General features: G+C 60.2%; 26 protein-coding genes and 1 pseudogene. 19 read left to right on the plus strand and 8 right to left on the minus strand.

Going from position 1 to position 25,028, the window contains the following annotated elements; translation table 11 throughout:
- Positions 1–88 precede the first annotated feature (88 nt).
- Both AC3I0A_RS17645 and AC3I0A_RS17650 read left to right on the plus strand, forming a co-directional pair.
- Positions 89–493 carry an antitoxin Xre-like helix-turn-helix domain-containing protein gene (locus tag AC3I0A_RS17645; RefSeq protein ID WP_489373453.1) on the plus strand — a complete coding sequence of 135 codons (405 nt, stop codon included), beginning with the start codon at positions 89–91 and terminating at the stop codon, positions 491–493.
- Entirely contained in the window at positions 487–1,179 is a 693-nt protein-coding gene (locus tag AC3I0A_RS17650) for an RES family NAD+ phosphorylase (RefSeq protein WP_489373454.1), read from the plus strand. Before AC3I0A_RS17645 ends, AC3I0A_RS17650 begins: the two co-directional genes overlap by 7 nt.
- Positions 1,180–1,203: 24 nt before the next feature.
- Here AC3I0A_RS17650 and AC3I0A_RS17655 read toward each other — a convergent pair whose 3' ends face one another.
- The 3 genes from AC3I0A_RS17655 to AC3I0A_RS17665 form a co-directional block, all read right to left on the minus strand.
- A complete protein-coding gene (locus AC3I0A_RS17655) occupies positions 1,204–1,536 on the minus strand; it encodes a type II toxin-antitoxin system HicB family antitoxin (RefSeq protein ID WP_489373456.1) in 333 nt (110 codons plus the stop codon).
- Entirely contained in the window at positions 1,533–1,787 is a 255-nt protein-coding gene (locus AC3I0A_RS17660; RefSeq protein ID WP_489373458.1) for a type II toxin-antitoxin system HicA family toxin, read from the minus strand. Before AC3I0A_RS17660 ends, AC3I0A_RS17655 begins: the two co-directional genes overlap by 4 nt.
- A gap of 62 nt (positions 1,788–1,849) precedes the next feature.
- Complete coding sequence (locus AC3I0A_RS17665; RefSeq protein WP_489373460.1) at positions 1,850–3,547, minus strand: sulfatase-like hydrolase/transferase; 1,698 nt, start codon at positions 3,545–3,547, stop codon at positions 1,850–1,852.
- Between the two features lie 520 nt (positions 3,548–4,067).
- Here AC3I0A_RS17665 and AC3I0A_RS17670 point away from each other — a divergent pair.
- The 16 genes from AC3I0A_RS17670 to AC3I0A_RS17745 all read left to right on the plus strand — a co-directional run bounded on the left by AC3I0A_RS17670 (position 4,068) and on the right by AC3I0A_RS17745 (position 22,075).
- Positions 4,068–5,417, plus strand: coding sequence for a UDP-glucose dehydrogenase family protein (locus AC3I0A_RS17670; protein WP_489373462.1), 1,350 nt, complete (start codon positions 4,068–4,070; stop codon positions 5,415–5,417).
- Positions 5,418–6,500: an NAD-dependent epimerase gene (locus tag AC3I0A_RS17675; RefSeq protein ID WP_489373464.1), complete on the plus strand. Its 1,083-nt coding sequence runs from the start codon at positions 5,418–5,420 to the stop codon at positions 6,498–6,500. It abuts the gene before it with no gap.
- Positions 6,497–7,243, plus strand: coding sequence for a sugar transferase (locus AC3I0A_RS17680; protein ID WP_489373465.1), 747 nt, complete (start codon positions 6,497–6,499; stop codon positions 7,241–7,243). The genes AC3I0A_RS17675 and AC3I0A_RS17680 overlap by 4 nt, the downstream gene beginning before the upstream one ends.
- Positions 7,244–7,888: a CpsD/CapB family tyrosine-protein kinase gene (locus AC3I0A_RS17685; protein ID WP_489373466.1), complete on the plus strand. Its 645-nt coding sequence runs from the start codon at positions 7,244–7,246 to the stop codon at positions 7,886–7,888.
- A gap of 22 nt (positions 7,889–7,910) precedes the next feature.
- Complete coding sequence (locus AC3I0A_RS17690; RefSeq protein WP_489373468.1) at positions 7,911–8,933, plus strand: polysaccharide biosynthesis/export family protein; 1,023 nt, start codon at positions 7,911–7,913, stop codon at positions 8,931–8,933.
- Positions 8,934–8,952: 19 nt separating this feature from the next.
- Positions 8,953–10,527, plus strand: coding sequence for a GumC family protein (locus AC3I0A_RS17695; RefSeq protein WP_489373470.1), 1,575 nt, complete (start codon positions 8,953–8,955; stop codon positions 10,525–10,527).
- Positions 10,524–11,612 (plus strand): glycosyltransferase family 4 protein, encoded by a 1,089-nt coding sequence (locus tag AC3I0A_RS17700; protein WP_489373472.1) that lies wholly within the window; start codon positions 10,524–10,526, stop codon positions 11,610–11,612. Before AC3I0A_RS17695 ends, AC3I0A_RS17700 begins: the two co-directional genes overlap by 4 nt.
- Positions 11,609–12,976: an O-antigen ligase family protein gene (locus AC3I0A_RS17705; protein ID WP_489373473.1), complete on the plus strand. Its 1,368-nt coding sequence runs from the start codon at positions 11,609–11,611 to the stop codon at positions 12,974–12,976. The genes AC3I0A_RS17700 and AC3I0A_RS17705 overlap by 4 nt, the downstream gene beginning before the upstream one ends.
- A complete protein-coding gene (locus AC3I0A_RS17710) occupies positions 12,973–13,941 on the plus strand; it encodes a glycosyltransferase family 2 protein (protein WP_489373475.1) in 969 nt (322 codons plus the stop codon). The genes AC3I0A_RS17705 and AC3I0A_RS17710 overlap by 4 nt, the downstream gene beginning before the upstream one ends.
- Entirely contained in the window at positions 13,934–15,070 is a 1,137-nt protein-coding gene (locus tag AC3I0A_RS17715; RefSeq protein ID WP_489373476.1) for a glycosyltransferase family 2 protein, read from the plus strand. The genes AC3I0A_RS17710 and AC3I0A_RS17715 overlap by 8 nt, the downstream gene beginning before the upstream one ends.
- A gap of 12 nt (positions 15,071–15,082) precedes the next feature.
- Positions 15,083–16,093, plus strand: coding sequence for a polysaccharide deacetylase family protein (locus AC3I0A_RS17720; protein WP_489373477.1), 1,011 nt, complete (start codon positions 15,083–15,085; stop codon positions 16,091–16,093).
- Positions 16,090–17,394 carry a lipopolysaccharide biosynthesis protein gene (locus tag AC3I0A_RS17725; protein ID WP_489373479.1) on the plus strand — a complete coding sequence of 435 codons (1,305 nt, stop codon included), beginning with the start codon at positions 16,090–16,092 and terminating at the stop codon, positions 17,392–17,394. The genes AC3I0A_RS17720 and AC3I0A_RS17725 overlap by 4 nt, the downstream gene beginning before the upstream one ends.
- The gene (locus tag AC3I0A_RS17730; protein ID WP_489373481.1) at positions 17,391–19,322 is read left to right on the plus strand and encodes a hypothetical protein; all 1,932 of its coding nucleotides are present in this window, start codon (positions 17,391–17,393) and stop codon (positions 19,320–19,322) included. Before AC3I0A_RS17725 ends, AC3I0A_RS17730 begins: the two co-directional genes overlap by 4 nt.
- A gap of 62 nt (positions 19,323–19,384) precedes the next feature.
- Complete coding sequence (locus AC3I0A_RS17735; protein ID WP_489373483.1) at positions 19,385–20,071, plus strand: N-acetyltransferase; 687 nt, start codon at positions 19,385–19,387, stop codon at positions 20,069–20,071.
- Positions 20,072–20,076: 5 nt separating this feature from the next.
- Positions 20,077–21,261 (plus strand): GNAT family N-acetyltransferase, encoded by a 1,185-nt coding sequence (locus AC3I0A_RS17740; RefSeq protein ID WP_489373485.1) that lies wholly within the window; start codon positions 20,077–20,079, stop codon positions 21,259–21,261.
- Positions 21,233–22,075: a carbohydrate deacetylase gene (locus AC3I0A_RS17745; RefSeq protein WP_489373487.1), complete on the plus strand. Its 843-nt coding sequence runs from the start codon at positions 21,233–21,235 to the stop codon at positions 22,073–22,075. Before AC3I0A_RS17740 ends, AC3I0A_RS17745 begins: the two co-directional genes overlap by 29 nt.
- 22 nt (positions 22,076–22,097) lie before the next feature.
- Here AC3I0A_RS17745 and AC3I0A_RS17750 read toward each other — a convergent pair whose 3' ends face one another.
- From AC3I0A_RS17750 to AC3I0A_RS17765, 4 genes are all read right to left on the minus strand, one after another.
- Complete coding sequence (locus AC3I0A_RS17750) at positions 22,098–22,562, minus strand: hypothetical protein (RefSeq protein WP_489373489.1); 465 nt, start codon at positions 22,560–22,562, stop codon at positions 22,098–22,100.
- A gap of 94 nt (positions 22,563–22,656) precedes the next feature.
- A complete protein-coding gene (locus AC3I0A_RS17755) occupies positions 22,657–22,815 on the minus strand; it encodes a hypothetical protein (protein ID WP_489373491.1) in 159 nt (52 codons plus the stop codon).
- A gap of 102 nt (positions 22,816–22,917) precedes the next feature.
- Entirely contained in the window at positions 22,918–23,355 is a 438-nt protein-coding gene (locus AC3I0A_RS17760; RefSeq protein ID WP_489373492.1) for a DUF1810 domain-containing protein, read from the minus strand.
- 19 nt (positions 23,356–23,374) lie between these two features.
- Complete coding sequence (locus AC3I0A_RS17765; RefSeq protein ID WP_489373494.1) at positions 23,375–24,196, minus strand: aldo/keto reductase; 822 nt, start codon at positions 24,194–24,196, stop codon at positions 23,375–23,377.
- 285 nt (positions 24,197–24,481) lie between these two features.
- On the opposite strand from AC3I0A_RS17765, the gene AC3I0A_RS17770 reads away from it, so the two are divergent.
- Entirely contained in the window at positions 24,482–24,634 is a 153-nt protein-coding gene (locus AC3I0A_RS17770) for a hypothetical protein (RefSeq protein WP_489373496.1), read from the plus strand.
- Here the strand turns inward: AC3I0A_RS17770 and AC3I0A_RS17775 are convergent.
- Positions 24,633–24,845: pseudogene (locus AC3I0A_RS17775) on the minus strand (copper homeostasis membrane protein CopD); the annotation flags it as partial. The gene AC3I0A_RS17770 and the pseudogene AC3I0A_RS17775 overlap by 2 nt on opposite strands.
- Positions 24,846–25,028 lie beyond the last annotated feature (183 nt).

A 25,028-nucleotide genomic window follows, 5' to 3' on the forward strand; every position in this document is an offset into this window, starting at 1 on the left:
GTCTGGCCCTCCGCCTCTTGAATGCGCTTGCTCTCTAGAGCCATATTGTCTATATTTGCATCTACAGAACAATCAAGAGGTGACGTCCATGACTGTAGCCCTCCAAGCCCAAGGCTTCACCAAAGACCAGTGCGTGACAGGTCTGCGAGCCGCTGTGGGCATACTCGAAAAGTGGCAGGCGTCGAGCGATCAGGCCTGTCATATCCTGCGCATTTCCCGCAGTACGTACACACGGGCAAAGCAACGCGATCCCAATTGGTCCGTAAGCCTGGATTCAGACCAGATGCAGCGCATCAGTTTTGTTCTCAACATCCACGCCACTTTGCGCCTGGTCTTTGATAACCCTGAGAACGTCTATGGTTTTGCGGCGATGGCCAACGAAAACGAGTTTTTCAACGGGCGTACCCCGCTCGAAATCATGTCCCAGGGGGATATGATTTCCCTGTACGAGACATTTCGGCGGATCGACGTGCTGCGAGGCGCGCAATGGTAATGGTGGGCCAGCTGGCGGAGTTGGCCGGTGAGCAGTTGCAGGCCTACCGATTGGTCAATTCAAAGTTTCCGCCTATTGCGTTGTTTGACGACGTGGCGGATGCGGAGGAGTTCGATGTTCTCTATCAGATACAGGCCCTCACGAATCCGCGGCTGCAAAATGAGACCGGTCGCCTTGAGCTGATACCCCGTGCGCAGATTCCCTTTGGCATCCCTGGGTGCTCTTACGCGACAGCGCCTTTCACCCACGTCAACCCGGCGGGTTCGCGTTTCAGCGATGGCAGTTTCGGCGTGTTGTACCTGGCTGCCACGATGGAAACCGCGCTGGCTGAGGTGCAACATCACCAGAATCAGTATTGGTCGAAAGTCCAGAACCTCAATTACGAGAGGTTTGTTTTCCGGGGGTTATCCTGCACATTCGTTGACGAAGCAATGAGGGATGGCGCCTCCGTTCCGATGAACGATCCTGTCTACGATCCGGTCGATTACACGCACTCCCATCGCCTGGGGAAGGCAGTCAAGGATGCAGGGTGCGCTGGCCTGCGGTACAACTCCGTGCGTCTGCAGGGCAACTACTGCTGGGCGCTGATGACCCCGAGACCCGTCTCATCGGTCATTCAAACAGCCCACTACGAGATGATCTGGAACGGATCGATCACCAGCGTCAATAAAATCAGCGTTGCCTGACTGCATTACCGGCTGCCGAACAGCTCAGGCATGCGCCTCGCGATCAAGCACTTCAGTCACCCATTGATTGATGCTTTTATGAGCCAGCTGTGCTTTGACGGCGACGGTGGCATGAAGTGCCGGTTCCAATCGCAGACTGATATTTCCCGAGTAAGGTTTCTGTGGGGCGCGGTCCAGTTTTGCGCAAGTATCAAGGTAGTCGACAACCGCCTCTTCAAATGCAGCTCGAAGCTCTTGTACAGATTCGCCATGGAAACCAACGACATCTCTTATGCCAGCAATATGGCCGACAAATAGGCCGTCTTCTTCACTGTACTCAATTCGAGCGGCGTAGCCTTGGTAACTCATCACGTTCATGGGGTGACTCCTGCTTGTTCAAGGAAAGCCCGGGCATCACGAACCTGGTAGGGCTTTGCTTCTTTATCGGGGTGTGGTCGATGGAAGGTACCCATCACACCGTTGAGCTCAAAGCGTACCCGCGACCCTTTACCCTCAATGGTCCTGGCACCGGCAGCATCGAACAATGATTCAATACGGGCCCACTCCAACGTGGCTGGAACAGGCTTTGAGAAGATAGCTTTAAGGGTGCTGAGCTGTTTATTGTTCATGGTATTATATTATGATACCAAAACAAGACAGGCAATCACTCAAAACGTTCGAGGTCAGTCCCTTACCCACCCGCCGCCAAACCCACCGGAACCTGAGGTGGCGTGACGATTTGCGAAAGGTCGATATGCTTCCACACCGGCATTGCCCCCAGACGCGCGTTGAAGCGAATATTGAAGGTAAAGTCGTCCTGGGTCGGTTCACTCAATGGCTTGCCGTAAACCGGTTCGATTGCCGCCAGGTCGTAGCCCATCAGCTGCAACATCGTGGGGAAGATGTTGTAGTGACTGGAATGATCTTTATTGCCCGCCAGCGCGGTTTGCCAGTCCAGCGTGCGCAGGTCACTACCCTGGATCACCACCAGCGGTACCAGGCCCTCCTCCTCTACCGGATCGCCGCCACAATGGGTATTCAGGCCCGGGTTGCCGCGCTCGTGCAGGTCCTGGCCATGATCGGAGGTGTAGATCAGCACCGCGTTACTCAGGTCCGCCTGGGCGAAGATTCGCGAAAAGAACTCGCCGACATTCCACAGCAACGTGTTCTTGTAGGCATTGCGGTACAACGCCCAGTCATCTGGCTGGCCATTGAAACCATCGCGTGAACCGGTGTCGGCCACTTCGACATAGTGCCCCCGTGGCAGCGCCGGTCGGTAGGCCATGAAGTCATCCGGGTATTTGTCGTGGACCGGGAAATGCGCACCCACCTTATTGATGATCACCAACTCCGGCTGACCGTCGTTGAGCAACTCGATCAACTTCTGCGCCACCGCCATATCCCGGTCGCGCACACGGGTCCGGTCGAACTGGACAAACTCGTCGATGTCCTGGCGCTCAAGGTCGGTCATCAGATTCTGCAAGAAGCCACCCGTGCGCTGGGCATCGATATACACCGTGCGCAGTCCCGCCTGCCTGGCGTATTGCCAGATCGACGGCAGGGTCGAGTTGATTCGCATGTAGTCATGGCGGGTACCGCCATAGCGCAACGTGACGTTGGTATCGGCACTGCAGTTGGCAATGGACGCGGCGTAACCGTAGTTGTAAATGTCCACCCCCGGACGCGGCTCCTTCAGGTTGCTGTGCACGCCAAAGGGCGCGTTGATATCCAGGTAATTACCGGAGATGCTTTCATCGATGATCAGCACGATATCGTGACCGACGGCCTGGGGTTGTCGCGACAGGCTGACCGCCTCACGAGGGCCTACGGTGTTATGGGCCGTCTCATAGGCCAACAGGTTCAGATAAGCCAGCGGCGTGTACATGATGGGCAAGCCTCTGGCGCCTTCGCCCGCACGCACGAAGAGCACTGCCGAAAGCAGCACGACCCCGAAAACCGGTGCCGCCGCCAATACGTAACCTGGCAGCGGGAGGCGTCGCCGTGGCTTGAGCGCGATCCCCACCAGCAGCAACGACCCACTGGCCACCGAGCCGAAAATGACCTCGCGGTATTGGTAAGCCGCCTCCTGAATAAATCCGCCTGAATAGATCAGCGAGATGAAGTTGCTGTAGGTCAGGTAATCGGCGGTGACTTTGCCGTAGATGTCGAAAAATACCGCGGATATGAAGAAGATCAGCGCGAACAGGTGACGGACGAATGTCTGGCGGATGTAGGCGCTCAACAGTAACGCGAGTACCAGAACGATGAACATTGCGGTAAACAGCAGTACCGGTAAACCGAAGCCCATCGCGGTAATGCGCTCAAGGTAATAATCATGGCTTTTCAGTAGATACAGAACGATCAACAGTTCCTTGATGTACCTCGCCATAAATCCCTCTCTGGGCTGGCGTGCAACCCGCGCCGTGACTGTAAATGCCCGTAAACAAAGACAAAGTGCGCCTGCAAAGGTTACTGCTGATCTTCCCCTGCAGCGTCTTGCCAGACCAGTCAATTAATTGACGACCTCGATTCGTCTCCACCGTCTCCGTTACTAATATGGGTAAGACACTAGCATTGCACTGTCAAAGCGCAAGAGAGTGTTTCAACCTTGAAAGCGTCAAAAAACAGATGACTCAAATCTGACACACAATTAGTGCTGAGAGCCACGCAGATCAAGCGATACAGACCGTTCGTCGTTTAGATATCGAGGCTATTTTTGGTTAAAAAACGTACCAAACCCGCTGCCACAAAGCGCTTGATGGCAAAGAGCCGAAAACGCCATTATTTCCCAAGCACGAAGAACATGTCATTTCGTTGACATGTTTTGCCCAAGCTGGTCTATACCCACTTCAACAGTCTCATTTCATTAACATTCATTGCTTTCTATACGAGCTACGAGGCACGCCATTATGGACGTGAGCGTATTCGGCACAGGCTACGTTGGCCTGATTCAAGCAGCCGCATTGGCAGATGTGGGCCATCGGGTGTTATGTGTCGATATCGACCTCAACAAAATCAGACAGTTACAACAATCAGTTCCACCCATTAGTGAGCCTGGGCTTTCCAGCATGCTGGAAGACAACATCAAAGCCGGCCGGTTGCTGTTCAGCACCCAGGCCAGTGATGCCATCGCCCATGCCGAATTGATCTTCATCGCGGTCGGTACGCCGGCGAATGAGGACGGTTCGGCTGACCTCAATCATGTGCTGACGGTCACCCGGGAAATCGCACGGTGCATGGATGCCGATCGCACACTGATCATCAAATCCACGGTGCCGGTCGGAACCGCCGACAAAGTGGCCGCCTGCGCCCTCGAAGAATTGCAGCGCAGAAGCAAAACGCAGCTGAATGCGCGTGTGGTTTCCAACCCGGAGTTCCTCAAGGAAGGCAGCGCCCTCAACGACTGCATACGCCCCGACCGCATCATCATCGGCACCAATGACGAGGTAGCTCGCAGCCAGCTTGCAGAGCTTTACGCGCCGTTCTGTCGCAACCGTGAAAAGTTGATGTTCATGGATAGCCGTAGCGCAGAGCTGACCAAGTACGCCGCCAACGCCATGCTGGCCACCCGCATCAGCTTCATGAATGAACTGGCCGCCCTGGCCGAATGTTTGGGTGCCGACATCGAAGCGGTCCGTAAAGGCATCGGTTCGGACCCACGTATTGGATATCACTTCATCTACCCCGGCTGCGGCTTTGGCGGTTCGTGCTTCCCCAAGGACCTGCGGGCCTTGCTGCATACCGCCGGGCAGAACGACATGGCGTTGCGCTTGCTGCACAGCGTCTGCGAAGTGAATGACATCCAGCGCCATATTCTCTTCAGCAAACTCAAACCGTGTTTCCCGCAGGGCCTGGCTGGCAAGTCGATCGCCGTTTGGGGGCTGGCCTTCAAACCGAACACCGACGACATGCGCGAAGCCCCCAGCCGCTACCTGATGGAAGCGCTATGGCAGGAGAGCGCGACCGTTCGCGCTTTCGACCCTGAGGCCATGGCCGAGTGCCGGCGCATCTATGGCTATCGCAACGATTTGCAACTGTGCGCCACCCGTGACGACACCCTGGAGGATGCCGATGCCCTGGTGATCTGCACCGAGTGGAAGAACTTTCGGGTGGTCGACTTTGACCTGCTGGCGAGCAAATTACGCTCGCGGGTGATCATCGACGGCCGCAATCTCTACAACCCTGAGCAAGTCGCGGCCGCAGGGTTGCACTATCGTGGAATCGGCCTGCGCACCATCGCCCCGCAAGGGGGTGACTGAATGGAAATCCTGGTGACTGGAGCCGCCGGTTTTATCGGTGCCCATTGCATCCTGCGCCTGCTGCGCGAAGGGCACCAGGTGTGCGGGCTGGACAATTTCAACGACTACTACGACCCGGCACTGAAGGAGGCCCGCGTGCACTGGGTACAGGCGCAAGCGGGCGACTTCCCGTTGTTTCGCCTGGACCTGGCCGACAGCGAGGCGATCGCCGAACTCTTCGCCCGCGAGCAACCGGACGTTGTCATCCACCTCGCCGCGCAGGCCGGGGTGCGCTACTCGCTGGACAACCCACGCGCTTATGTCGACAGCAACCTGAAGGGTTTTCTGAATATCCTCGAAGGCTGCCGTCATCATCCGGTGCGACACCTGATCTACGCCTCATCCAGTTCGGTCTACGGTGCCAACCAGCACACGCCCTACTCGGTGCAAGACGGGGTCAACCACCCTCTTTCGCTGTATGGCGCGACCAAGAAAGCCAATGAGCTGATGGCCCACAGTTACAGCCACCTGTTCGGCATTCCCTGCACCGGCCTGCGTTTCTTCACCGTGTACGGCCCGTGGGGTCGCCCGGATATGTCGCCGATGCTGTTCGCCCAGGCCATTGTTCAACACCGTGCGCTGAAACTCTTCAACTACGGCCAGCACCAGCGCGATTTCACCTACATCGACGACATCATCGAAAGCCTGATCTGCCTGCTCGAGCGTGCACCGCAAGCCGCCCCGAATTGGGATCGCGAACGCCCGGACCCCGCGACCAGCATGGCACCATGGCGGCTCTACAACATTGGCGGACAGCACCCGGTCGAACTCAAGGATTACCTCGCCCTCCTTGAAAAACACCTGGGCATCAAGGCTGAGGTCGAGCTGCTGCCCCTGCAACCGGGCGATGTGCTCAACACCAGCGCCGACGTCTCGTCACTTGAGAAAGACACCGGCTTCCATCCCCGGGTCGAACTGGACGAAGGGCTCGCGCGCTTCGTTTCCTGGTTCCGTGATTACTACCCATTGCCCGTCGTTGAGGCACCGCTAGAAAGTCGGACTTCGCCACTGGCAGTACCTGTGCAGAAGCGGAGAAATCTATGACCGGTCCGCAGCAAGGTGTGCCGCTCGCAGAGCTGCATCTAGACAAACGCCTGGATCCCAATCATCGCATGCGCCTGGATGCCGCGATCCACAGGCAGGGCCGCGGCTGGATCACCGGCCGCAATGGCGGGCGCCCCTGGACACTGTCGCGGACCAATCGCGTGGTGGCCTGCCTGGGTGCATTGGTGCTGCTGGTGCTGCTCTCGCCTGTTCTGCTGACACTGGCCGTGATCATCAAGCTGAGCAGCCCGGGCCCTGCGCTGTTCGTTCAGAAACGCACCGGGTATCGCGGGCGCGGTTTCGGCATGTACAAGTTCCGCACCATGGTGGCCAACGCCGAAGAGCTCAAGGAGTCCCTGCGCCACCTCAACAAACATGGCTTTGACGCCATCGACTTCAAAATCGATCAGGATCCGCGAGTGACCCATATTGGCCGCTGGCTGCGGCGCAGCAGCCTGGACGAGTTACCCAATCTGATCAACGTGGTCACCGGCGACATGCGCCTGGTGGGACCGCGCCCAACCTCATTCAATGCCTACCGCTACAAGGACACCCACCTTGCGCGGCTGAGCATCTACCCCGGCATGACTGGTCTCTGGCAGATCTCCGGGCGTAGCAATCTCGACTTCGACCAACGCGTGGAGCTGGACCTGAGTTACATCGCTCACCAAAGCTTCATGCTTGATTTGAAGATCCTCTTGAAAACCCCCTACAAAGTGTTCAGCGGACACGGAGCGAGTTAAATGGACGGCTCATCAACCAAAAGCTTGACCATCGCGAACCCGAGCGAGACCAACCTGACCTCGACCGTGCTCGATCAAGATCTTCGGATCCTATTCCTGACTGCCGCCAATACCGGCTGCGGCACCAGCACCAGCGCCCTGGCGCTGGCCGGTCAACTGGCACAAATGAGCAGCGGTCAGGTGCTGCTCGTCGACGCAAGCCTGGCGGACGCCAATCTCAGTCAGCAGCTTGGCTTACAGAAGGAGCGCGGCTTTCGCGATCTGCTGTTCAACCAGAGCCCGCCGCTGCTGCAGGACTGCATCGTGAATGTCTCGACCATGCCCTTTCACATCCTGCCTAACGGCCGGCACATCCGCGGCGCCGATCATCTGAACCCGGAGCAATTGCGTCCGCTGCTCAAGCAGCTCGGTGCGCAGTATCGCTTCGTGGTGCTCGATGGCGACGCGGTGTATTCGGCTGCCGACACGCTGGTCATCAGCACGCTGGTGGACGGTGTGATTCTGGTGGTGCGCGCCGAGGATACCCGCTGGGAGGTGGCACAGGCCGCGGCCCAACGCCTGAGTCAGGCCGGGGCGAAACTGGTCGGCAGCATCTTCAATGGCCGCAAGTACTACATGCCCAAGTGGCTCTACAACAACCTGTGAGCAGCAGCCAGAGGATGACGACATGAAAGCTATATGGTTTGCCCTGCTGTTGCTGCCGCTTGCAGGTTGCTCCAGCCATTCCGAAACACAGAGTATGCCGGTGCAGATCCTCACGGCTGCACCGGCCGACGCCCAGGCCAGCGATATGGCCAGGGTCGAGCAGACGTTGCGGCCCAAGGATGTGCTCGATGTGATCTTCCACATCAGTACCAGTGGCTCGGATGCCTACCGCATCCAGTCCGGTGACCAGGTCGCGCTGAACTTCACCGCGGCCAGCCAGCTCAATGGCACCCAGGTGGTGTTACCGGACGGCACCATCGAGCTGCCCGGCGCCAACACGTCGGTGAAAGTCGCCGGGCTGACCACCAATGAGGCGCGCGAGGCGCTTCAGCGCACCTATCGAAACAAAAGCCTGTTCCAGCCCAATCGCAACAATCTGACCGTACTGGTCACCACCCCGCTGACCAACGAGCAGAACCTCAGAACCACGCTGAACCACCCGGCGACCGGCATGAGCCGGGAGATCGTCGTGGGCAACGACGGTTATGCGAGCTTCCCGGAAATCGGCTCGATCCCGCTGCAAGGCATGACGGTCAACCAGCTGGAAAGCTACCTCAACACACGCTATGCGAAGTTGCCTGGGCGGATGAGCGTCGACGTGCTGCTCAAGTCCACCTCGGGCAACGAAATCTATGTGCTCGGTGAAGTCGGCCAACCCGGCGCCTATCCGATCCGCCGGCCGATCTCGGTTCTCGAGGCGCTGACACTGGCCCGCGGGACGAACGTCAAGGCGCGGCTCGACTCGGTGGTGATCATGCGCCGCAACGGCAATCAGGTCGAAGCACGCCGCTACAACGTTGAAGAGGCGCTGAGCGCCGATGCGCCGCAGATGGCCTATCTGCAGCCGGACGACATGCTCTTCGTGCCCAAGACCCGATTGGCCAGCGCCGGTGAACTGGCGCGGCAACTGGCTGACGTGGTGTTGTTCCAGGGAGTGGGCGTGGGCTTCTCCTATCGCCTGGACGACAACGACAGTGACAACTAACCCTCACAGGTACCCGGCCATGAACCCAAAGGAAAATTACCTGCATGAGTTTTTCAGGATCTTCTTCGCCAACCGTCAGTTGGTGAAAAAGGTATTTCTGATCTTCGCTGCAATCGCCCTGGTGCTGCCGTTGGTGCTCAAACAGAGCTTCGATGTCACTTCCCAGGTGATCGTGCAGTCCAAGAAACTCTCGCAAAGCGACGCTACGACGTCAATGACTCAGGACAGCGACAAATTCATTCCGCCTTCACTGGCGGACATGGAAACCGAAAGCAATATCCTGCGTTCACCGGCGCTGACCCGCCAGACCATCAGCCAGTTGCACGAGCAGGGCGAATACGCGCCCGCCCCGGGCCTGCTCGATACTCTGGTGGTCAACCCGCTGCGCGAGTACGTGATCGATCCGGTACGCGATCTGCTCGGCCTTGAAGTCGATCCGGTCGGCGCTACCGATTTCGATCTGGATGCTCTCGCTGTGCAGGCTATCGATGACCTCAAGATCGAGACGCTGCCGGGCTCCAATGTGATTTCGATCACCTACAGCTCCGGCGATCCGGCCCTGGGCACCAAGTTCGTCGCGCAACTGTTGGAAAACTATCTGCAAAACCGCCAGGACCTGCAGTCGATCGACCTGCCGCAAACCTTCTACGAACAGAAGAAAATGCAGTTCAAGGACCGTCTGGATGGTCTGGAAGGCACACGCCTGGGGCTGCTGGAAAGCATCGGCGCTTCCAATCCCAGGGAAGAAATCACCTTCCGCCTGAATGCGATCAACACCGAAGAACAGTCGCTCAACCTGGCCCGCGACCGCCTGCTGCAAAGCCAGCGCTGGCTCGACTACCTGAAAACCAGTCTGGCTGCTGCCAAAAGTGCCAAGCTCAGCGATTACACCTTCCCCTACACCTTCACCACCACGGTGGACAACATCGCTTTTGAAGACCGTGAGGTCCGGCAGCTCGGCGAACAGCTGACGACTCTGGTCACCCGTTACAACAACGACCTGTCGATCTTCCAACCGGGCAGCGAACCGATGCAGTTGACCCAGGAGCAGATCTCCCGCGCGCGGCAGCAGTTCCTCAAGATCGTCAGCAATCGCATTCAGGAGCGAACCATCGATCTGGGGGTCGTCACGGCGGTGATCAACCAGAAGACCCAGCGCATCGCCGAGTTCAAGAACCGCATCCATCAGTTGCAGGAGACCCAAAGCAAACTGCAGCAAATGGAAACCGAAATCAACGCCCTGCACGCGGCCTTCTCCACCTACGCCCAACGCTTTGCAGAAACCAGCAGCCAGCGCATGTTCGACAGCGACTTGTCGAACGCACGCGTTCTGAGCCCGCCCTATGAACCGACCGAGGCGGCTTTTCCCAAACCGCTGTTGATCATTCCGTTCGGCATGCTCACCGGTCTGTTGCTGGCCATCGCCTTGGTCTATGTGCGCGAGTTCTTCGATCATCGCTTCAAACACCCGGCGCAAATCACCCATCAACTCGGCCTGCCGGTGTTGCTGGTGATCAACGACCAGAATGAAGGCCAGCCCAATCCACATCCCAATTGGTCGACACAGAGCTTCTTGCATTGGGTGCGTAAATGAACCTTGCGCTCACCCCTGCGCTGCCGATCATCCATCTGCTCGGCAGCGGCGGTTTCTATGGGGCTGAGCGGATGCTGCTGGATCATTGTCTGGCGACGCCGGGGCAACATCAGGTGCTGTTCCTCGGCGCACCGCCCGAGCTGATCGCGCGGTTCCGTGACGCCGGGGTCGATTGCCGCAGCTGCTCGGGGCTGGGCGAGCTGTTGCGGCACTTGCGTCAACGCCGTGCAGAACGCCCGTTGCTCAATACGCATAACTTCAAGGGCCTGCTGTTTGGCTGGGTGGCGGCCACGCTGTGGCGCCTGCCGCTGGTGATTACCCAACACGGCTTCACCCCGCGCAGTCACAAACAACGCTTCTATACCTGGCTGAGCCTGCAACTGTGCCGCACCTCCTCGGTGGACCGGGTGGTCTGTGTCGCCGAAAGCATCGCCGCGCTGCATCGTCGCGCCAGCGTACGAGCGGAAAAGCTGCAAGTGATTCCAAATGGTCTGCCGACCGCCACCAGCCGGTACCCGCGCACGACCGACCATCGACACTTGCGGGTTGGCTACGTTGGGCGGCTGAGCAGCGAGAAAGGTCCGGACTTGTTTCTCGATGCGCTGATCCCGCTGTGCCACCAGTACCCCGGGCTGCACGCGGTGATGCTCGGCGACGGCCCCGAACGCGACATCCTGCTCGCACGGATCGGCGCTGCCGGGCTGCTGGCGCGCATCGAGCTGCCGGGCTACCAGACCGATATGGGTGCGTGGTGGACGAAACTCGATGCACTGGTGATCAGTTCGCGCACCGAAGGCACGCCGATGACGTTGCTCGAGGCGATGCAAGCCGGGGTGCCGGTGGTGGCGTTCAGCGTCGGCGGGATTCCCGATGTGATCGAGGACCGGCACAACGGCCTGCTCGCAGAACCCGCTGACGGCGCTGCGCTGGCCCGTCAGATCGCCGCCCTACTGGACGAGCCGCAACTGGCGCGGACCCTGACCACTAACGCTCGCCGGACCCAGCTCGAGCGCTACGACCTACCGGCCCTGGCCGAGCGCTGGTCGCAGCTTTACATCCGCACTGCACGGGAGGCGCGTACATGATTTTTCCGCTCTCGATCGTCAGCTTGTTCGGTCTGGTTTGCCTTGGCTTGCTGGTCAGCCCTTATCCGTATCTGGCGCCCGGCGCTGTACTCGGCCTGGTCGGGGTCATGGTGCTGTACCGGCGCCCGGCCTGGGGCCTGCTGGGCATCGCCGCGTTGGTGCCGCTCGAAGGCCTGTTCAAGGACAACGCCCTGTCCGGGACAAAACTCCTCGGCGTCTCGCTGGCGCTGATCCTCGCCCTGCAACTGGCTCTGCACCAGATCCCGTCCGAGCGGCTACGCAGCAATGTCTGGCGCTTTCTGGGCGGGTTCATGGTGTTGTACCTGCTAAGCCTGCTGGTCAGCGATAACCAGGGCATGTCCTTCACCCATCTGCGCGAGATGAGCGTGGGCCTGGTGCTGTTCGTGATCACCCTGCTGATCGGCCGTGAGTTGAACATGGAGATGTTCTGTCGGCTGGTGACCCTCAGCGTCACAGCGACCTGCATCCTCGCGATATTTTCCAGCAGGTACCAGGACCAGGGACGGGCCTCCGGTCTGCTCGCGGACCCGAACACCTTTGCCTTGCTGATCGCCTTTGCCATCCCGTTGGCGCTGTGGCTGGTGATCAAGAGTCCGAACCTGTTGCAGCGTCTGTTCTGGCTGGGCTGCTGCCTGCTGCTGCTGGGCGGCATGACCAAGACCGATTCGCGCTCCGGGCTGGTGGTGCTGCTTCTCAGCCTGGCCGTCGGCGCCTACCATTACCGCGGGCAATTGCCGCGAATTCGCCCGCGCCACCTGGGCTTCGCCATGCTCGGTCTGGCGATCATCATTCCCCTGGGGATCTACTCGATGCCAGCGGGCTACGTCAAGCGCATCCAGTCCCTCAGCGTGCTCAAGTCCGGCGCCAGCAGCACCGACGAGTCCCTCGGGCGCCGCGCGTCGTACATCCTGGTCGGCTCGCAAATAATCCGCGAACACCCGCTGCTCGGTTCCGGCCCGGGAACTTTCTCGCTGCACTACGCGACCACCGGTTACGCCAAGGTCTTCTCGGCCAACAAGAAGGTCGGCGACCTGTACCGGCGCGCGCACAACACCTACCTGGAAATTTTCAGTGAGCTGGGAATTCCGGCGGGACTGTTATTTGTCGGCATGCTCGGCATGTCTCTGTACAACATTCAGTGCGCTCGCCGCGCCTGGTTGCGCAGGCGCAATTGGGACCAGGCAGACCTGCTCACGCACTTGGGCGTGAGCCTGTTGGCGCTGGCGCTGTTCCTGATGTTCCTCAGCGCGCCCAATCACAAATACCTGTGGATCATGCTCGCGCTGTCCAGTGTGCTACGCCTGAAGGCTGAAGAAAGCCCGATGCCGGAGGCACGCTCATGAGCCGCATCACCATCGTCATACCGATGTTCAACGAGGCCCGGCACATTGGCCGCACCTTGCAGGCAGCAGGCCTGGCTGCCCAGGTCGCGGGCCTTGAGTGTGATCTGGTGGTGGTCGACAACGGCTCCCAGGACCAGGGCCCGCAGATCGCTCGTGAACTGGGCGCTCAGGTGCTGATTCTGCCCGGATTGCCCATCGGCGCGTTGCGCAATCACGGCGCTGCCAATGCACGAGGTGAATGGCTGGCGTTCATCGACGCCGATATTGAGGTGCCGCTGAACTGGCTCTCACTGTTACTCGAACTCGAGTCCGGCGGTTCGGCCGATGTCCTCGCCCTGGACTGCGACACCCCCATCGAAGCGCCGTGGTTCGCCCACGCCTGGCAGCGCCGCACGTTGCGCCCCAACACTCATACCCTGCACTCGGTGCAGTGGCTGGCGACGGCTAATCTGCTGATGCGCCGCGAGTGGTTCGTCCGGGTCGGTGGCTTCGACGAAAGCTTGCGCACTGGCGAGGACAAGGACCTGACAATGCGCCTGGGCCGAGCCGGTGCGCGGTTGCTTGCGGTCAATGAGAGCGTCGCCCTGCATTGGGGTTACGAGGGCAGTTGGCGCGAATGGTCGGGCAAGGAGCTGTGGCGTCAGGGCAGCCATCTGCAATTGCTGCGCAGCAATGGCGCCAGTCTGCGCTTGCTGCGCTTCCCGTTACTGTCGATGGGTGCCTGGGTATTCGACGCCATGGCGATTTCGGCACTGCTCAACGGCCTGCCGCAACTGGCGCTTTTGCTGTTGCTGGCGACCAGCCTGCCGGCGCTGGCGCTGAGCCTGCGCCACAGCCTGAAACACCGTGACCCTGGTTTGACCCTGCAGCTCTGGGGACTGCACTGGCTTCGCCTGCACCTTGGTGGAGTGGCCTTCGTGCTCAGCCTTTGTCACTGGAAAGCCAGGAGGCCTGCCCGTGGCTGAATTTATTTTCTGGTTGTGCCTGCTGCTGCCTCTGTACGCCTATCTGGGCTACCCGTTGATGCTGGCGATCCTGGCGCCATGCTTTGCTGAACGTCGATACCCGGTGACCGAGCCGTTGACCCTGAGCATCATTATCGCGGCCCACAACGAAGCCAGGCATGTCGAAGAGAAACTGCGGACCTTGCTCGCTCAGGATTACTCGGCGCGCACGCTGCAGATCATCCTCGCCAGTGATGGCTCCAGCGATGACACCGTGGCCTGCGCACAACGGGTGGTCGATCCGCGCATCCGGGTTCTCGACCTGCCGCGTCAAGGCAAAGCCGCCACCCTCAATGCCGCGGTCGAGCTCAGCACTGGCGAGATACTGGTGTTCACCGACGCCGATAACCAATGGTCCACCAATACCCTGGGCCAACTGTTGGCGCCGCTGAACGATCCACAGGTCGGTGCCTGCGCCGGACACATGTTGATCCCCGTGCCGGGTAAAGGCCTGAGTCATGGCGACAGCCTCTATCGCCGTTACGAGGGCTGGCTGCGCCGGGTGGAAAACCGTACGGGCTGCATGGTCTCCGCCGACGGTGCCCTGCTCGCCCTGCGCCGCGAATTGTTCCAGACCATACCGGGGCACGTGAACGATGATTTCTTCCTCAGCACCTGCGCGCCGGTGGCGGGCAAACGGATTGTCTACGTCGAATCGGCGCAGGTGATCGATCAGGGCGTCGATGAGGCCGACAAACAATTTCGCCGCCGCCAGCGGGTCACCGTCGGCGGCCTGCAAAGCCTGGCGCAGCGTCGCGAGCTGCTCAATCCGCTGCGTCATGGCCTGTACTCAGTCGCGCTGATCAGCCACAAACTGATCCGCCGCCTGGCGCCGGTGCTGCTGGTGCCTCTGCTGTTGAGCAGTGTCTGGCTGTGGGGCGATCAACAGTTTTACAACCTGGCCTTGATCGCCCAACTGCTGGGCTATGGGGTAGCCCTCGTCGGTGTGCTCGATGTGCACCACCGCTTGCCCAAACCCTTTCGCATCGCCGCTTTTTTACTGGTGACCCTTGCCGGAATGGGGGTCGGTCTGTGGCAGTTCATCCGCGGTCAGCGGTATAGCCAATGGAATCCCGAACAGAATCGATGAGAGTGCTGCACCATGTCGATCAAGCAAATGCTCAAGCGCACCAGTGGCTGGCTGTACCTCAATTCACCGTTGGGACGCAGCCAGTTGCGCGGTGCCGGGGTGATCCTGATGCTGCATCGGGTCCTGGCCAATGACCGAGACGCCGAGTTGCCCCATCGCAATGAGTTGTGTGTCGGCCCCCGGGCTTTCGATCATTTACTGGGTTGGTTGAAGCGGCATTTCGACTGTGTGCCACTGATGGTGCTGCTGCAACCCAAGTCCACCTCAGCCAAATCCCGGCGGCCGCGCATTGCCCTGACCTTCGACGACGGCTGGCGCGACAATGCCTTGAACGCTTTTCCGCTGCTGAAAAAGCATCAGGTGCCGGCGAGCATCTTTCTCTCCACGGACTTCATCGGCAGCTGCCAGCGCTTCTGGTGGGAAAGCCTTGGTGAAACCCTCTGGGGCAGCCATGGCCAAGCCTCACGTCAGCGACTGATCAAGCACCTGCAACTCATCGGCCGGCCGCTGCCCAGGGCCCTTCTGCAGGATGGCGACGAGTTCGACCGCAGTCTGACCCTGGTCCATTACCTGCAAAGCCTGAAAACCCTGACGCTGGACGACCTCAACCAACTCACCAATGAGTGCCCCGAAGAGTCGCTGCCCCAGGCGCTGGACTGGCAACAGGTGCGCGGCCTGGAAGGCTCCGGGCTCATCAGCTTCGGCCCCCATGGCGCCAGTCACGCTATCCTCACCGGACTCGACGATCAGCACCTGGCGGAGGAACTGAGCCGCAGTCACCGGGCCTTGATGCAGGGCTGTATGCGGCCGCTGCCGGTGTATTGCTACCCCAATGGCGATCACGACCAACGGGTCCGCGAGTACCTGGTCGCGTACAGTTACCTTTATGCGCTAGGCACCGATGCGGGAATTTATCGGGGTGCCGGCGATCCGCTGATCTTGCCGCGCATTGGTGTCAGTCAACGCAATGCCTGCCGTCCCGAGCTGTTGGCCTGGCGCATCGGTCGGAGCGATCGAGCATGAGTCGTAGCCATTATCTCAAGCACCTGGCGTTGAGCATGGGCACCCGGCTGGCGATGATCGGCTTGAGACTGCTGCGCAACGTGCTGCTGGCACGGATCCTCGGGCCCAGCGAACGCGGGCTGTTCGCGCTGCTCAGCACCTTGCCGGATCTGATCAGCGCGGCCACCAGCGGCGGGCTGAATTCGGCGGTCGGCTATCAGGCGGCGCAACAACGCTCCATGGGTCTGCTGCTCAGCCAGGTGCTGGTGTTCGGCTGCCTGCTCGCCGGGTTGCTGACCCTGCTGTGTGTCGCCCTGGTGCGTGAGTTCGGCGGCGAACTGGACATCACCACTCAGCTCGGATTGCTCGCCTGGTTGCTGCTGCTGGCGGTGCCGCTGACGGTACTCAAGAGCGGTCTGCTGACCTTGCACAATGCCTCTGGCGCGGTGGTGGCCTTCAACGTCCTGCGGCTGGTCGAATCGCTGGCGCCGCTGCTGCTGTTTCTCGCGTTGTTCTGGATGTGGCAAAGCGCCGCGCTGGAAGCGGCGCTGATCAGCTGGCTGACGGGCATCAGTCTGGTGGTGCTGGCCGGCTGGGTCTGGCTCAAACGCGATCATCCAATGCACTTGCAATGGGACCGCGCCAGCCAGAAAGAACTGCTGCGCTATAGCGCCAGAAGCCATCCGGATTTGCTGTTTCAACAGGTGATCCTGCGTTCTGACTACCTGTTCATCGGCGCCCTGCTCGGCAGTACCGCACTGGGTCATTACGCCATGGCCAGCGCCGCCGCCGAGTTGCTGCTGATCGTTCCTGAAGCGGTGACCACACCGCTGATGAAACGCCTGCTGCAACAGGGCGAGGGCATCGAGCGCCTGACTCCGCTGGCCTTGCGCCTAACGGCTACGGTGATGCTCGGCGCCTGCCTGAGCATGGCACTGATCGGCGAATGGCTGATCGTCACGCTGTTCGGCGTGGCCTATCAACCGGCCTATCCGGCACTGCTGGCGCTGCTGCCGGGGCTGTTCGGCCTGTGCTACGCGAGCATCCTGCGCCTGGACCTGCTGGGCAAGGATCGCCCCGGCAGCATCTCGTTGCTGGTGGGCCTGGGGGCATTGCTCAACCTGACGCTGAACCTGTTGCTGATCCCCACCTACGGCATCGTCGGCGCCGCCTCGGCGTCCTCCATTGCCTACCTGGCGGTCACCGTCGCATTGCTGGTTCTGTATTGCCGACTGAGCGGCGTACCGGCCTGGCAAACCCTGATCATCCTGCCCAGTGATCTTGTGCCGATGCGCAAGATGCTGCTGCGAAAACCGGCATGAAACGCCTGGCGCTGCTGGTGAGCCTGGGGCTTGGCCTGGCCCTGAGCGCTCACGCCGCGCCGATGCGCTGGGCCGATATTCGCGACGCCAGCCTGTACCTGCAACCGGATCGCCCCGACACCTTGACCGTGAGTTGGGTGCCGGCCTGGCAAGCGGACGCCAACGAAGAACGCCTGTACCTGCTCGATGGCCAGGGGCATTTGAGTGGTGAGCGGCTGATCCGCGCCAATGAAACCAGCGGCAGCCAGAGCTGGCCACTGGCACCCAGTGCCGCCAGTTACCGACTGGAGATTCCCGGCTACAGTTTCCGCCGCTATCGGCTCGAACATGATGAACGCACCAGTGCTCAATTCGCCCCGACCAAGGTGCACTTCAGCGCCGAAGCCCGTGATGGCGACGAACTGTATTTCAAAGTCGCGGCCGGCGAACAGGCAGTGCTCGCCGGCAAGTTCCATGGTGGCGTCGGCGCCCTGCTAGCGCAGCGTGTGCCCGATGGCAAACGGGTCCTGCTGAGGCTCAAACCGTACCGTGGGTACTGGCAGTTCGATCAGGTCGCGCTGCCGACCGCCAGTGTCGAGCAGGTCTGGCACCTGCGCCTGCAAGGCAGCGGCAAAGTCGCCTTCTGGCTGGACGGCACGGCCAACCTGTTCGCCCAACAGGCGCAACAACTCAAACCGCTGCGTCAGGATGACGGTCAGACCCGACTCGATCTGCACCAGGAAGTGGTCGGCAAGACACCCAGCCTGGGAGTCGCCCTGCCCTACATGATGCCGCCGCCATCCAGCTACCCGGTGCTCGATGCGCTCAAGCCACAAGCGGCCAGTTTCTACAGTTTCGTCGACGTGCTGAGCAAGGATGCGCACTACGAAGATCGCTTTCGCCAGCTGTACCGGGACCGTTTTGCGATTACCCAGGACATCACCTTGCTTGCCGGCACTGGGCGCGTGGCCGACTTGCGCGCGGACGCGGTCAGCAATGCCGGCCTCGACGCTTGGCTCGCCGCGACCCGCGCCCTTGGCGGCCAGGGCACGCATTACATTGCTTTTGCCGACGAGCCGAACCTCAACTACCCTGACTTCGCCAGCTATCAGCAGATCTTTCGCAGCATGGCGCGGCAGGTGCGCAGCGACCCCGCAAACTTCAAGGCCGGCGTGCGCATCGCCATGCCTGCCAGTTCCCGGCTGATCAATGGGCCGTTCCTCGAAGACGCGGCCGAACGGCGCGGCATCGACTGGGCGCGGCGTCTGCTCAGTGAATCGGCTGATCAGATTGACGCCTTGGCCTGGCACGAATGGATGATCCGCGACCTGCTCGCCACCCGCGTCTACCGTGACAGCGTGCGCCGAGCGGCGGAGCTGGTGGGGCTGGATGCCCAGGGCCGACCGCGCAAGGCGCTGCTGCTGGACCAGACCAACATGTCCAGCGGCTCGAGCCTCAGCCCTTACGATCAGGAAACCCACTACGCTTCGCTGTGGTGGGCCTCGGTAGTGATCAATTCGGCACAGGACGGCCTGCTCGACATGCTCAACTGGTTCCAGGTCGCCGATGAGCCGAATTACCCCAAGGGCATGTTGCGGGTGCTGGGCGAGGAGCATTTCGAATTGAAACCGGTGGGCCTGGCCCAGCAGTTCATCCGCCGGCATTGGCTGGACAACGTCCTGCGTCTGGACAACGACGCCTTCGAGGTCGATGTACTGGCGATGGCCAGCCAACAACAGCGCAGCCTGCTGGGCGTCAACAAAGGTCCGCGCTTGCAACACGTCAGCCTGGGCGGTGCCGACGCCCTGTGCTCGGCGCGCTCAGCCGCGCTGGTGTATTTCGGTGCCGACAGCCAGAGCCGCAAGGCCGGGTTTCACTGTCAGGCAGGTCGGGTCAGCTTCGAGCTGCCCGGCGAAACGTTGTTCGCCTTGAGTTGGAGCGCCCCATGAGACGCCCAACCCGTTCCAGCGTTACTGCTCTTTAATACGGGCCAGCCCCGTCAGGAGGCGATATGAGTGCTCTGCAGAAGCTCAATACACGGATCAAGGAAAAAGGCCTGCGCGCCACCTTCAACACACTGTGGAAACGCTATGTGTTCTTCCACAGTGAATTGCTCTGGCTGGGGCGCGATCTGGTCAGCCCGGTATCGCACACCCTCAAGCCCTACCCACCGGTTCGCCTGGAACTCATCACCGTGCAGAACGCCGATGCCTTCGCCAGATACTATGGCCCCCGCGTCGAAGTCATGCGTGAACTGGCTGCCGAGGGGTATACCGGGCACATGTACCTGGACGACAAGGGCGATGCCGTAGGCTTCATTTGGGGCAGCGCACGCGACTACCATGATCGGCACTTTTACGGTTGCTGGTTCCCGGTGAAAGACGGCGAGTTCTTTCAGTTTGGCGGCGAAGTGATTCCGGCCTACTGGGGCACCAGTCTTACGGCGGATGCCCAGTTCGCTATCTGGAACGCCATGCATGTGCAGGGCTGCACAAAGGTGGTGGACGTCTGCGACATCCAGAATATCCAGGCGATCAAAATGCATATGCGCATGGACTATCTCGAGCAAGGGCGGATCACCCATGTGTATGGTGTGTTCGGGCGCTGGCGCTTCTATCGCGAAACCCGTTACAGCGGCTCGCGACTGGATGCATTGCGCAAATCCGGACGGCCTGACGTCGCTGCGCCTGCGACCTGATCTCCATGTCGGTGCATTTCGAATGGCGCACGTCGCTGTGCGCCACAGACTTCCCGGCCGCGGCCTACGAGGCCTTGCGCAGGCGGGTTGCGGACAGCACGCCATTCAACACGCTGGCGTGGTTGTGCGCGGCCGAACATGGGTTGGGTCGCGATGAACGCCTGCAAGTGCTGCTGGCCTGGCAGGACGAGCAATTGTGCCTGTGCCTGCCGCTGCTGGCGTCGTGCGAGCGGTTCGGTGGATTGCCGTTTCAGGTGTTGCATCACCTCGGTTATCCCCTCGGCGACCGTATTGCCCTGCTCTCCAGTCTGGATGCCGAGAGTATCCGGCAAGCGCTGCGGGAAATCCGTCGGCACCTGCCCCACGCGCTGCTGCAACTCAACGAACTCTTCGAACCCGCAGGCGAGGAAAGCACTCTGACGCAATGGATGCGGCTCAGCTCCACCGGCGAACGGCGCCTCAGTTGTCGGGTGCCGGTGCACCTGATCAGCGACAGCGACCACCAGGAAGTCTGCGGCGATCCGCGCTACAAATTGCGTCGGGCGCGCAAGCGAATCGCGGCCTGCGGTGCACAGGTACGGCGGCTGACCCCCGACGCCGCCAGTATGAGGCCATTGTTGCGGGTCATTGGCGAGGTCGAGGCCGTCAGCTGGAAAGGTGACGAAGGTGTCGGGATTTTTTCCGCTGCCCGGAGTCGGCAATGGATGGACGAGGCCTTCATCGCCCTCGCCGCCTTGGGCCTGGTGCGCGTGGTGGTGCTCGAACTGGACGGGCGCTGCATCAGTTACCGTATCGGGCTGCTGGATCAGGGCCGGCTCTATGACTACAACCTGGCGTTTGTGCCGCAATACGCCGATCTGGGCAGTGGCCGGGTGCTCCTCGACGAGTGGATTCGCTGGGGCCTGGACGAAGGCTGGCAATGGATCGACGCGTCCCGGATCAGCCTGGACAACTCCAGCCACCAACTGCATGAACGCATGAGCGGACAACTCGAACATTGGCGCTGGAGTTTCTACTCCTGGCGTCCCGGCGGTATCTGTCTGGGCCTCGCCCACCGCCTTTGGCAACGACTCAAACCGTACCTGCCATGGCTGCGGGCCAAACGTGCGGCGGCCGCCGTCAAGAGTGACGCAACCAGCAAAGCCACCCTGGAGAGCCTCAATGCCTCACCACGTCATAGTCAACGCTGACGATTTCGGTCTCAGCGAGAACGATAACGCCGTGATCCTGCGGGGCTTCCAGACCGGGTTGATCAGCTCCGCCACCGCGATGGCGAACATGCCGGCTTTTGCCGTCGCCTGCGCAATCGCGCAACACCCCCTGCTGCAGGGGCGAATCGGGCTGCACTTCAACCTCACTTATGGCCGTCCGCTCAGCCAAGCCATTCTCGAACAACCGGCATTCTGTAACCCCAGCGGCGAATTCGCTCTGGGCCTGGCTCGCTACCGCCTGTGGCTCAACCGCCGTGCCCGACAGGCCGTGGAGGAAGAACTCGAGGCGCAATGGCAACGCTGCCTGGAACTTGGCCTGCGCCCCTGTCATCTGGACTCGCACCAGCACGTCCACAACATCTGGCCCATTGGTGAAATCGTCGCGCGCTTCGCTGCCAGGCAAGGCGTGGCAGTGCGCCTGGCGCGCAACCTCGGACACAATATCGGGCCCGGCAAGCGCCTGTTCAAAACCTTGCTCAACCTGCGCCTGCGCAGCCTCGCCGGAGCCACCGCCGACCATGTCTGTACCCCGGCCGATCTGCGTCATTCATCGCCGCCGGCCGACGGCCTGCTTGAGGTCATCATCCATCCCTGCTTTCTTGGCGCCGATTTTGGAGACGCCTGCCTGAACCCGGGGGAATCCTTGACACAAGTGCTGGAGAGTCGCCTGCCGGGTGTCCCGCGGGTCCCTTACAACCTGGCAGACAATGTGCAGACTGGATCGGCCGGACCGGAGGAATCGTTGATGCAGGTGCTGGAGCGCTATCTGCCGAAAGGTCCGCGGGTTCCTTAGCGCGTGGCAGGCAAAACGAGCCCTACTCCTGCCCTGACGCATAGAGCAAGGAAAGCCCCAAGTGCACTATTGCATCGTCCGAATGGCTTAAAGAAGAAGTCCTGAGGTTGATCGGCTCGCCACCCTCTTCCCCAGGGTGAACCATGCCTTGCAGCGTTAGATGAAGGGCCCATACCGGCAGCCAGACCGGCTCATCCCCAGGGTTTCTCTGCTGCCTTTGAATGACATATTTCCCGTACATCCCGGCTTCACTGGTAAAAATTCCGAGATGGGCTCGGGCGACGCCGAACGGCGATTTAATATTCCAGGAAGTACCGTCATCAAGAACCTCGAATGTCACCCCCAAACTTCTTTTGTGGTGATTGTCATCGAAAAATGCGTTCAGCCTTCTGGTCAACCCGACAGCATATTCTTTGAGCTGTTGCGCGTTTTCGGCAGCGACTGTGACGGTGGCCCACTGCTCTTCCGTTATCGATTGATATCTCATGGCAACCTCCTGTTCTACATGGACTTTCGTACAGACGAAAAAGCCCCGCACGCAAACCGTAGCAGAATGTGGTGAGCCTGAAATCCCACAGGCATCAGGGCTTCAGTGGCCACTCTTCATCCAGCTCCGACAGACTTTTACCGTCGTCTGGATGCTTCCAGGTTTGCGGCGGCGGATTCTCTTGCTCGGTAGCTTCGTCATCCTCTTCCCAGGACGGATCATCTGGCTCTCGGGGTTTCTGTTCGGTTGCCATACCTGCCTCCTTTTTCTCAAGTCGTCAGTATTGAGGATAGGACAAACCCATTGGGTTCGCTTTGGCTCACAACGGATAGCAAAAACCCGGAAAGCAGTTAAATCAATTTGTTTGTATCAGCGACAGCGTGAGCCGATCGGGTTGACCCTCGAAGTACTGCTCCAGCGCCTCACGAAAAATATTGCCATCGGCAGCGACCCGCTCGAAGAGGGTCATGCAAGAGTGGAATTTCAGATGATCGGGACTGCCGAATATCAATCGGATCGATTTCCCCTGAAGTTGCGTCACCAGCCGGGTACAGTCTTCCAGACGAGGGCCGAGCACCGGATGCTGCAGATACGCCGCAGCCTCCTCAAGGGAGGAAATGGCGAAATGCTGCGATATGTCGCTGTGCCCCAGGCCGGCGTACTGCGGGAAGATAAACCACATCCAGTGGCTGCGCTTTTTCCCGTTGCGCAGCTCGTCTTGTACTCGATCGAAAACCGGGTCCTGCGCTTGAACGAAGCGCTGCAGGCTAAAGGGATCATCGGTGTTTCTCATTTCAGCGCACCTCAGGCATTCACACCATTGCCAGTGGATGCTTGCGCTTCGGCGCGCAGAACACCCGGTCAATCGCCTGCAGATCCTCTGCGTCCAGCGTCAATGCAGCGGCTTGGGCATTCTGTCGGACATGCTCGAGCTTGACGGCTTTGGGGATGGCGATAATCCCCTCCTGACGCAAAACCCAGGCCAGCGCCACTTGGGCGGGAGTCACCTCATGGCGGATGGCGATGTGCTTGAGCGTCGGGCTGGTCAGGAGTTCTCCCCCCTGGGCGATCGGGCAGTACGCCATCAGCGGCAGGTGGTGTTGCTGCCACCAGGGCAACAGATCAAATTCGATGCTGCGCTGTTCGATGTTGTAGAGCACCTGATTGGTCGCGCAGGCCGGGGAAGCCAGCTCCTGCAGATCCGCCACGTCGAAATTGGAGACGCCCCAACGTCCGATCTTGCCCGCTTCGCGCAAGCGCTCGAAGGCCTCGACCGTCTCTTCAAGGGGATATTGTCCGCGCCAATGCAGCAGGTACAAATCGACATGGTCAGTGCCCAGACGCCTCAGACTCCTCTCGCACGCCAAGGGGATGCCTTTGCGACTGGCATTATGCGGGTAGACTTTACTGACCAGAAACACCCGATCACGCTGCCCTGCGATCGCTTCGCCGACGACTTCCTCAGCGCCGCCTTCGGCGTACATTTCTGCGGTGTCGATCAACGTCAAACCCAGCTCGATGCCTGATTGCAACGCCGCGACTTCATTGGCGCGCTGGTGCGGATCCTCACCCATGCGCCAGGTCCCTTGGCCGATGACAGGGACGGATACGCCGACCAGATCGAGCGTTCGCATTGCAACCTCCTGATGAAATCCGCTGACGGCACCGTCAAGCAAAGGGTTCATTTAGCGCTAAACATCAGACTACAACGGTGAACATGAAAGTTCCCTTGGCTTCTGCGCTTTTGTCTATCGCTGGTGCTCAGCTTTATTGTTATAGGATCTAACAAACAAGCAAAAAACACTGTCTTAACCCTACTCGGGCGAATCCCGCCGCGCATAAGGAGACAACAGTGTTTACTTGTTTTTCAAGGCTTGCCTTGGTAGCTGCGATCCTGGCGTCCTCGGGATGTTACTACCATGACTATCACGATCGGGATTACGGCCGGAAATACGATCGAGACGACCGCGATGATCACCGCCGTCACCATCGCCATCATCGGGACCGGGATTCGTATGACCGTCGCGACTATGACCGCAGGGGAGACGACAACCGCCAAGACTAGCGCTTGACCAGGCCAGTGAGACTCAGGATCACTACGATCAGCGCGCCAGCCGACTCAAATCCAGTGAGTACCCGGGCAAGAATCCGCACTTCTTGTTCGCCTTGCAGTGACTTCACTCGCAGCAGTAAAGCAAATGCCGCGAGAGCGCCCAACCAGCCTCCTGCTGCCAACAGATGAAAGATGTCGCTGATGGAATGCACATAACGGCGGCTGCCCTCAGGCGAATACCAAGCGTTTGCCGCGTGGTACTGAACACGGAGATTGGCCAGGATTCCAGTGTCTCGGTGCTGATACACGATGCCACATGAGCGCATACCGTTCGATTACAAATCAGTCAGCTTGGGACCGGCTCCCTGGGCCCTGTACAAAACCTGAAATCGCGTATCAGAATCCAAATGATT

It is taken from the genome of Pseudomonas sp. KH_024_B2 (assembly GCF_057839965.1).

Coding starts and splice junctions, on each gene's coding strand:
- AC3I0A_RS17695 (WP_489373470.1), top strand. CDS start 8,953: ATGAACCCAAAGGAAAATTACCTGCATGAGTTTTTCAGGATCTTCTTC.
- AC3I0A_RS17750 (WP_489373489.1), bottom strand. CDS start 22,562: ATGAGATATCAATCGATAACGGAAGAGCAGTGGGCCACCGTCACAGTC.
- AC3I0A_RS17735 (WP_489373483.1), top strand. CDS start 19,385: ATGAGTGCTCTGCAGAAGCTCAATACACGGATCAAGGAAAAAGGCCTG.
- AC3I0A_RS17660 (WP_489373458.1), bottom strand. CDS start 1,787: ATGAACAATAAACAGCTCAGCACCCTTAAAGCTATCTTCTCAAAGCCT.
- AC3I0A_RS17645 (WP_489373453.1), top strand. CDS start 89: ATGACTGTAGCCCTCCAAGCCCAAGGCTTCACCAAAGACCAGTGCGTG.
- AC3I0A_RS17670 (WP_489373462.1), top strand. CDS start 4,068: ATGGACGTGAGCGTATTCGGCACAGGCTACGTTGGCCTGATTCAAGCA.
- AC3I0A_RS17650 (WP_489373454.1), top strand. CDS start 487: ATGGTAATGGTGGGCCAGCTGGCGGAGTTGGCCGGTGAGCAGTTGCAG.
- AC3I0A_RS17740 (WP_489373485.1), top strand. CDS start 20,077: ATGTCGGTGCATTTCGAATGGCGCACGTCGCTGTGCGCCACAGACTTC.
- AC3I0A_RS17700 (WP_489373472.1), top strand. CDS start 10,524: ATGAACCTTGCGCTCACCCCTGCGCTGCCGATCATCCATCTGCTCGGC.
- AC3I0A_RS17705 (WP_489373473.1), top strand. CDS start 11,609: ATGATTTTTCCGCTCTCGATCGTCAGCTTGTTCGGTCTGGTTTGCCTT.
- AC3I0A_RS17725 (WP_489373479.1), top strand. CDS start 16,090: ATGAGTCGTAGCCATTATCTCAAGCACCTGGCGTTGAGCATGGGCACC.
- AC3I0A_RS17710 (WP_489373475.1), top strand. CDS start 12,973: ATGAGCCGCATCACCATCGTCATACCGATGTTCAACGAGGCCCGGCAC.
- AC3I0A_RS17755 (WP_489373491.1), bottom strand. CDS start 22,815: ATGGCAACCGAACAGAAACCCCGAGAGCCAGATGATCCGTCCTGGGAA.
- AC3I0A_RS17720 (WP_489373477.1), top strand. CDS start 15,083: ATGTCGATCAAGCAAATGCTCAAGCGCACCAGTGGCTGGCTGTACCTC.
- AC3I0A_RS17690 (WP_489373468.1), top strand. CDS start 7,911: ATGAAAGCTATATGGTTTGCCCTGCTGTTGCTGCCGCTTGCAGGTTGC.
- AC3I0A_RS17665 (WP_489373460.1), bottom strand. CDS start 3,547: ATGGCGAGGTACATCAAGGAACTGTTGATCGTTCTGTATCTACTGAAA.
- AC3I0A_RS17765 (WP_489373494.1), bottom strand. CDS start 24,196: ATGCGAACGCTCGATCTGGTCGGCGTATCCGTCCCTGTCATCGGCCAA.
- AC3I0A_RS17655 (WP_489373456.1), bottom strand. CDS start 1,536: ATGAACGTGATGAGTTACCAAGGCTACGCCGCTCGAATTGAGTACAGT.
- AC3I0A_RS17685 (WP_489373466.1), top strand. CDS start 7,244: ATGGACGGCTCATCAACCAAAAGCTTGACCATCGCGAACCCGAGCGAG.
- AC3I0A_RS17680 (WP_489373465.1), top strand. CDS start 6,497: ATGACCGGTCCGCAGCAAGGTGTGCCGCTCGCAGAGCTGCATCTAGAC.
- AC3I0A_RS17675 (WP_489373464.1), top strand. CDS start 5,418: ATGGAAATCCTGGTGACTGGAGCCGCCGGTTTTATCGGTGCCCATTGC.
- AC3I0A_RS17770 (WP_489373496.1), top strand. CDS start 24,482: ATGACTATCACGATCGGGATTACGGCCGGAAATACGATCGAGACGACC.
- AC3I0A_RS17760 (WP_489373492.1), bottom strand. CDS start 23,355: ATGAGAAACACCGATGATCCCTTTAGCCTGCAGCGCTTCGTTCAAGCG.
- AC3I0A_RS17745 (WP_489373487.1), top strand. CDS start 21,233: ATGCCTCACCACGTCATAGTCAACGCTGACGATTTCGGTCTCAGCGAG.
- AC3I0A_RS17730 (WP_489373481.1), top strand. CDS start 17,391: ATGAAACGCCTGGCGCTGCTGGTGAGCCTGGGGCTTGGCCTGGCCCTG.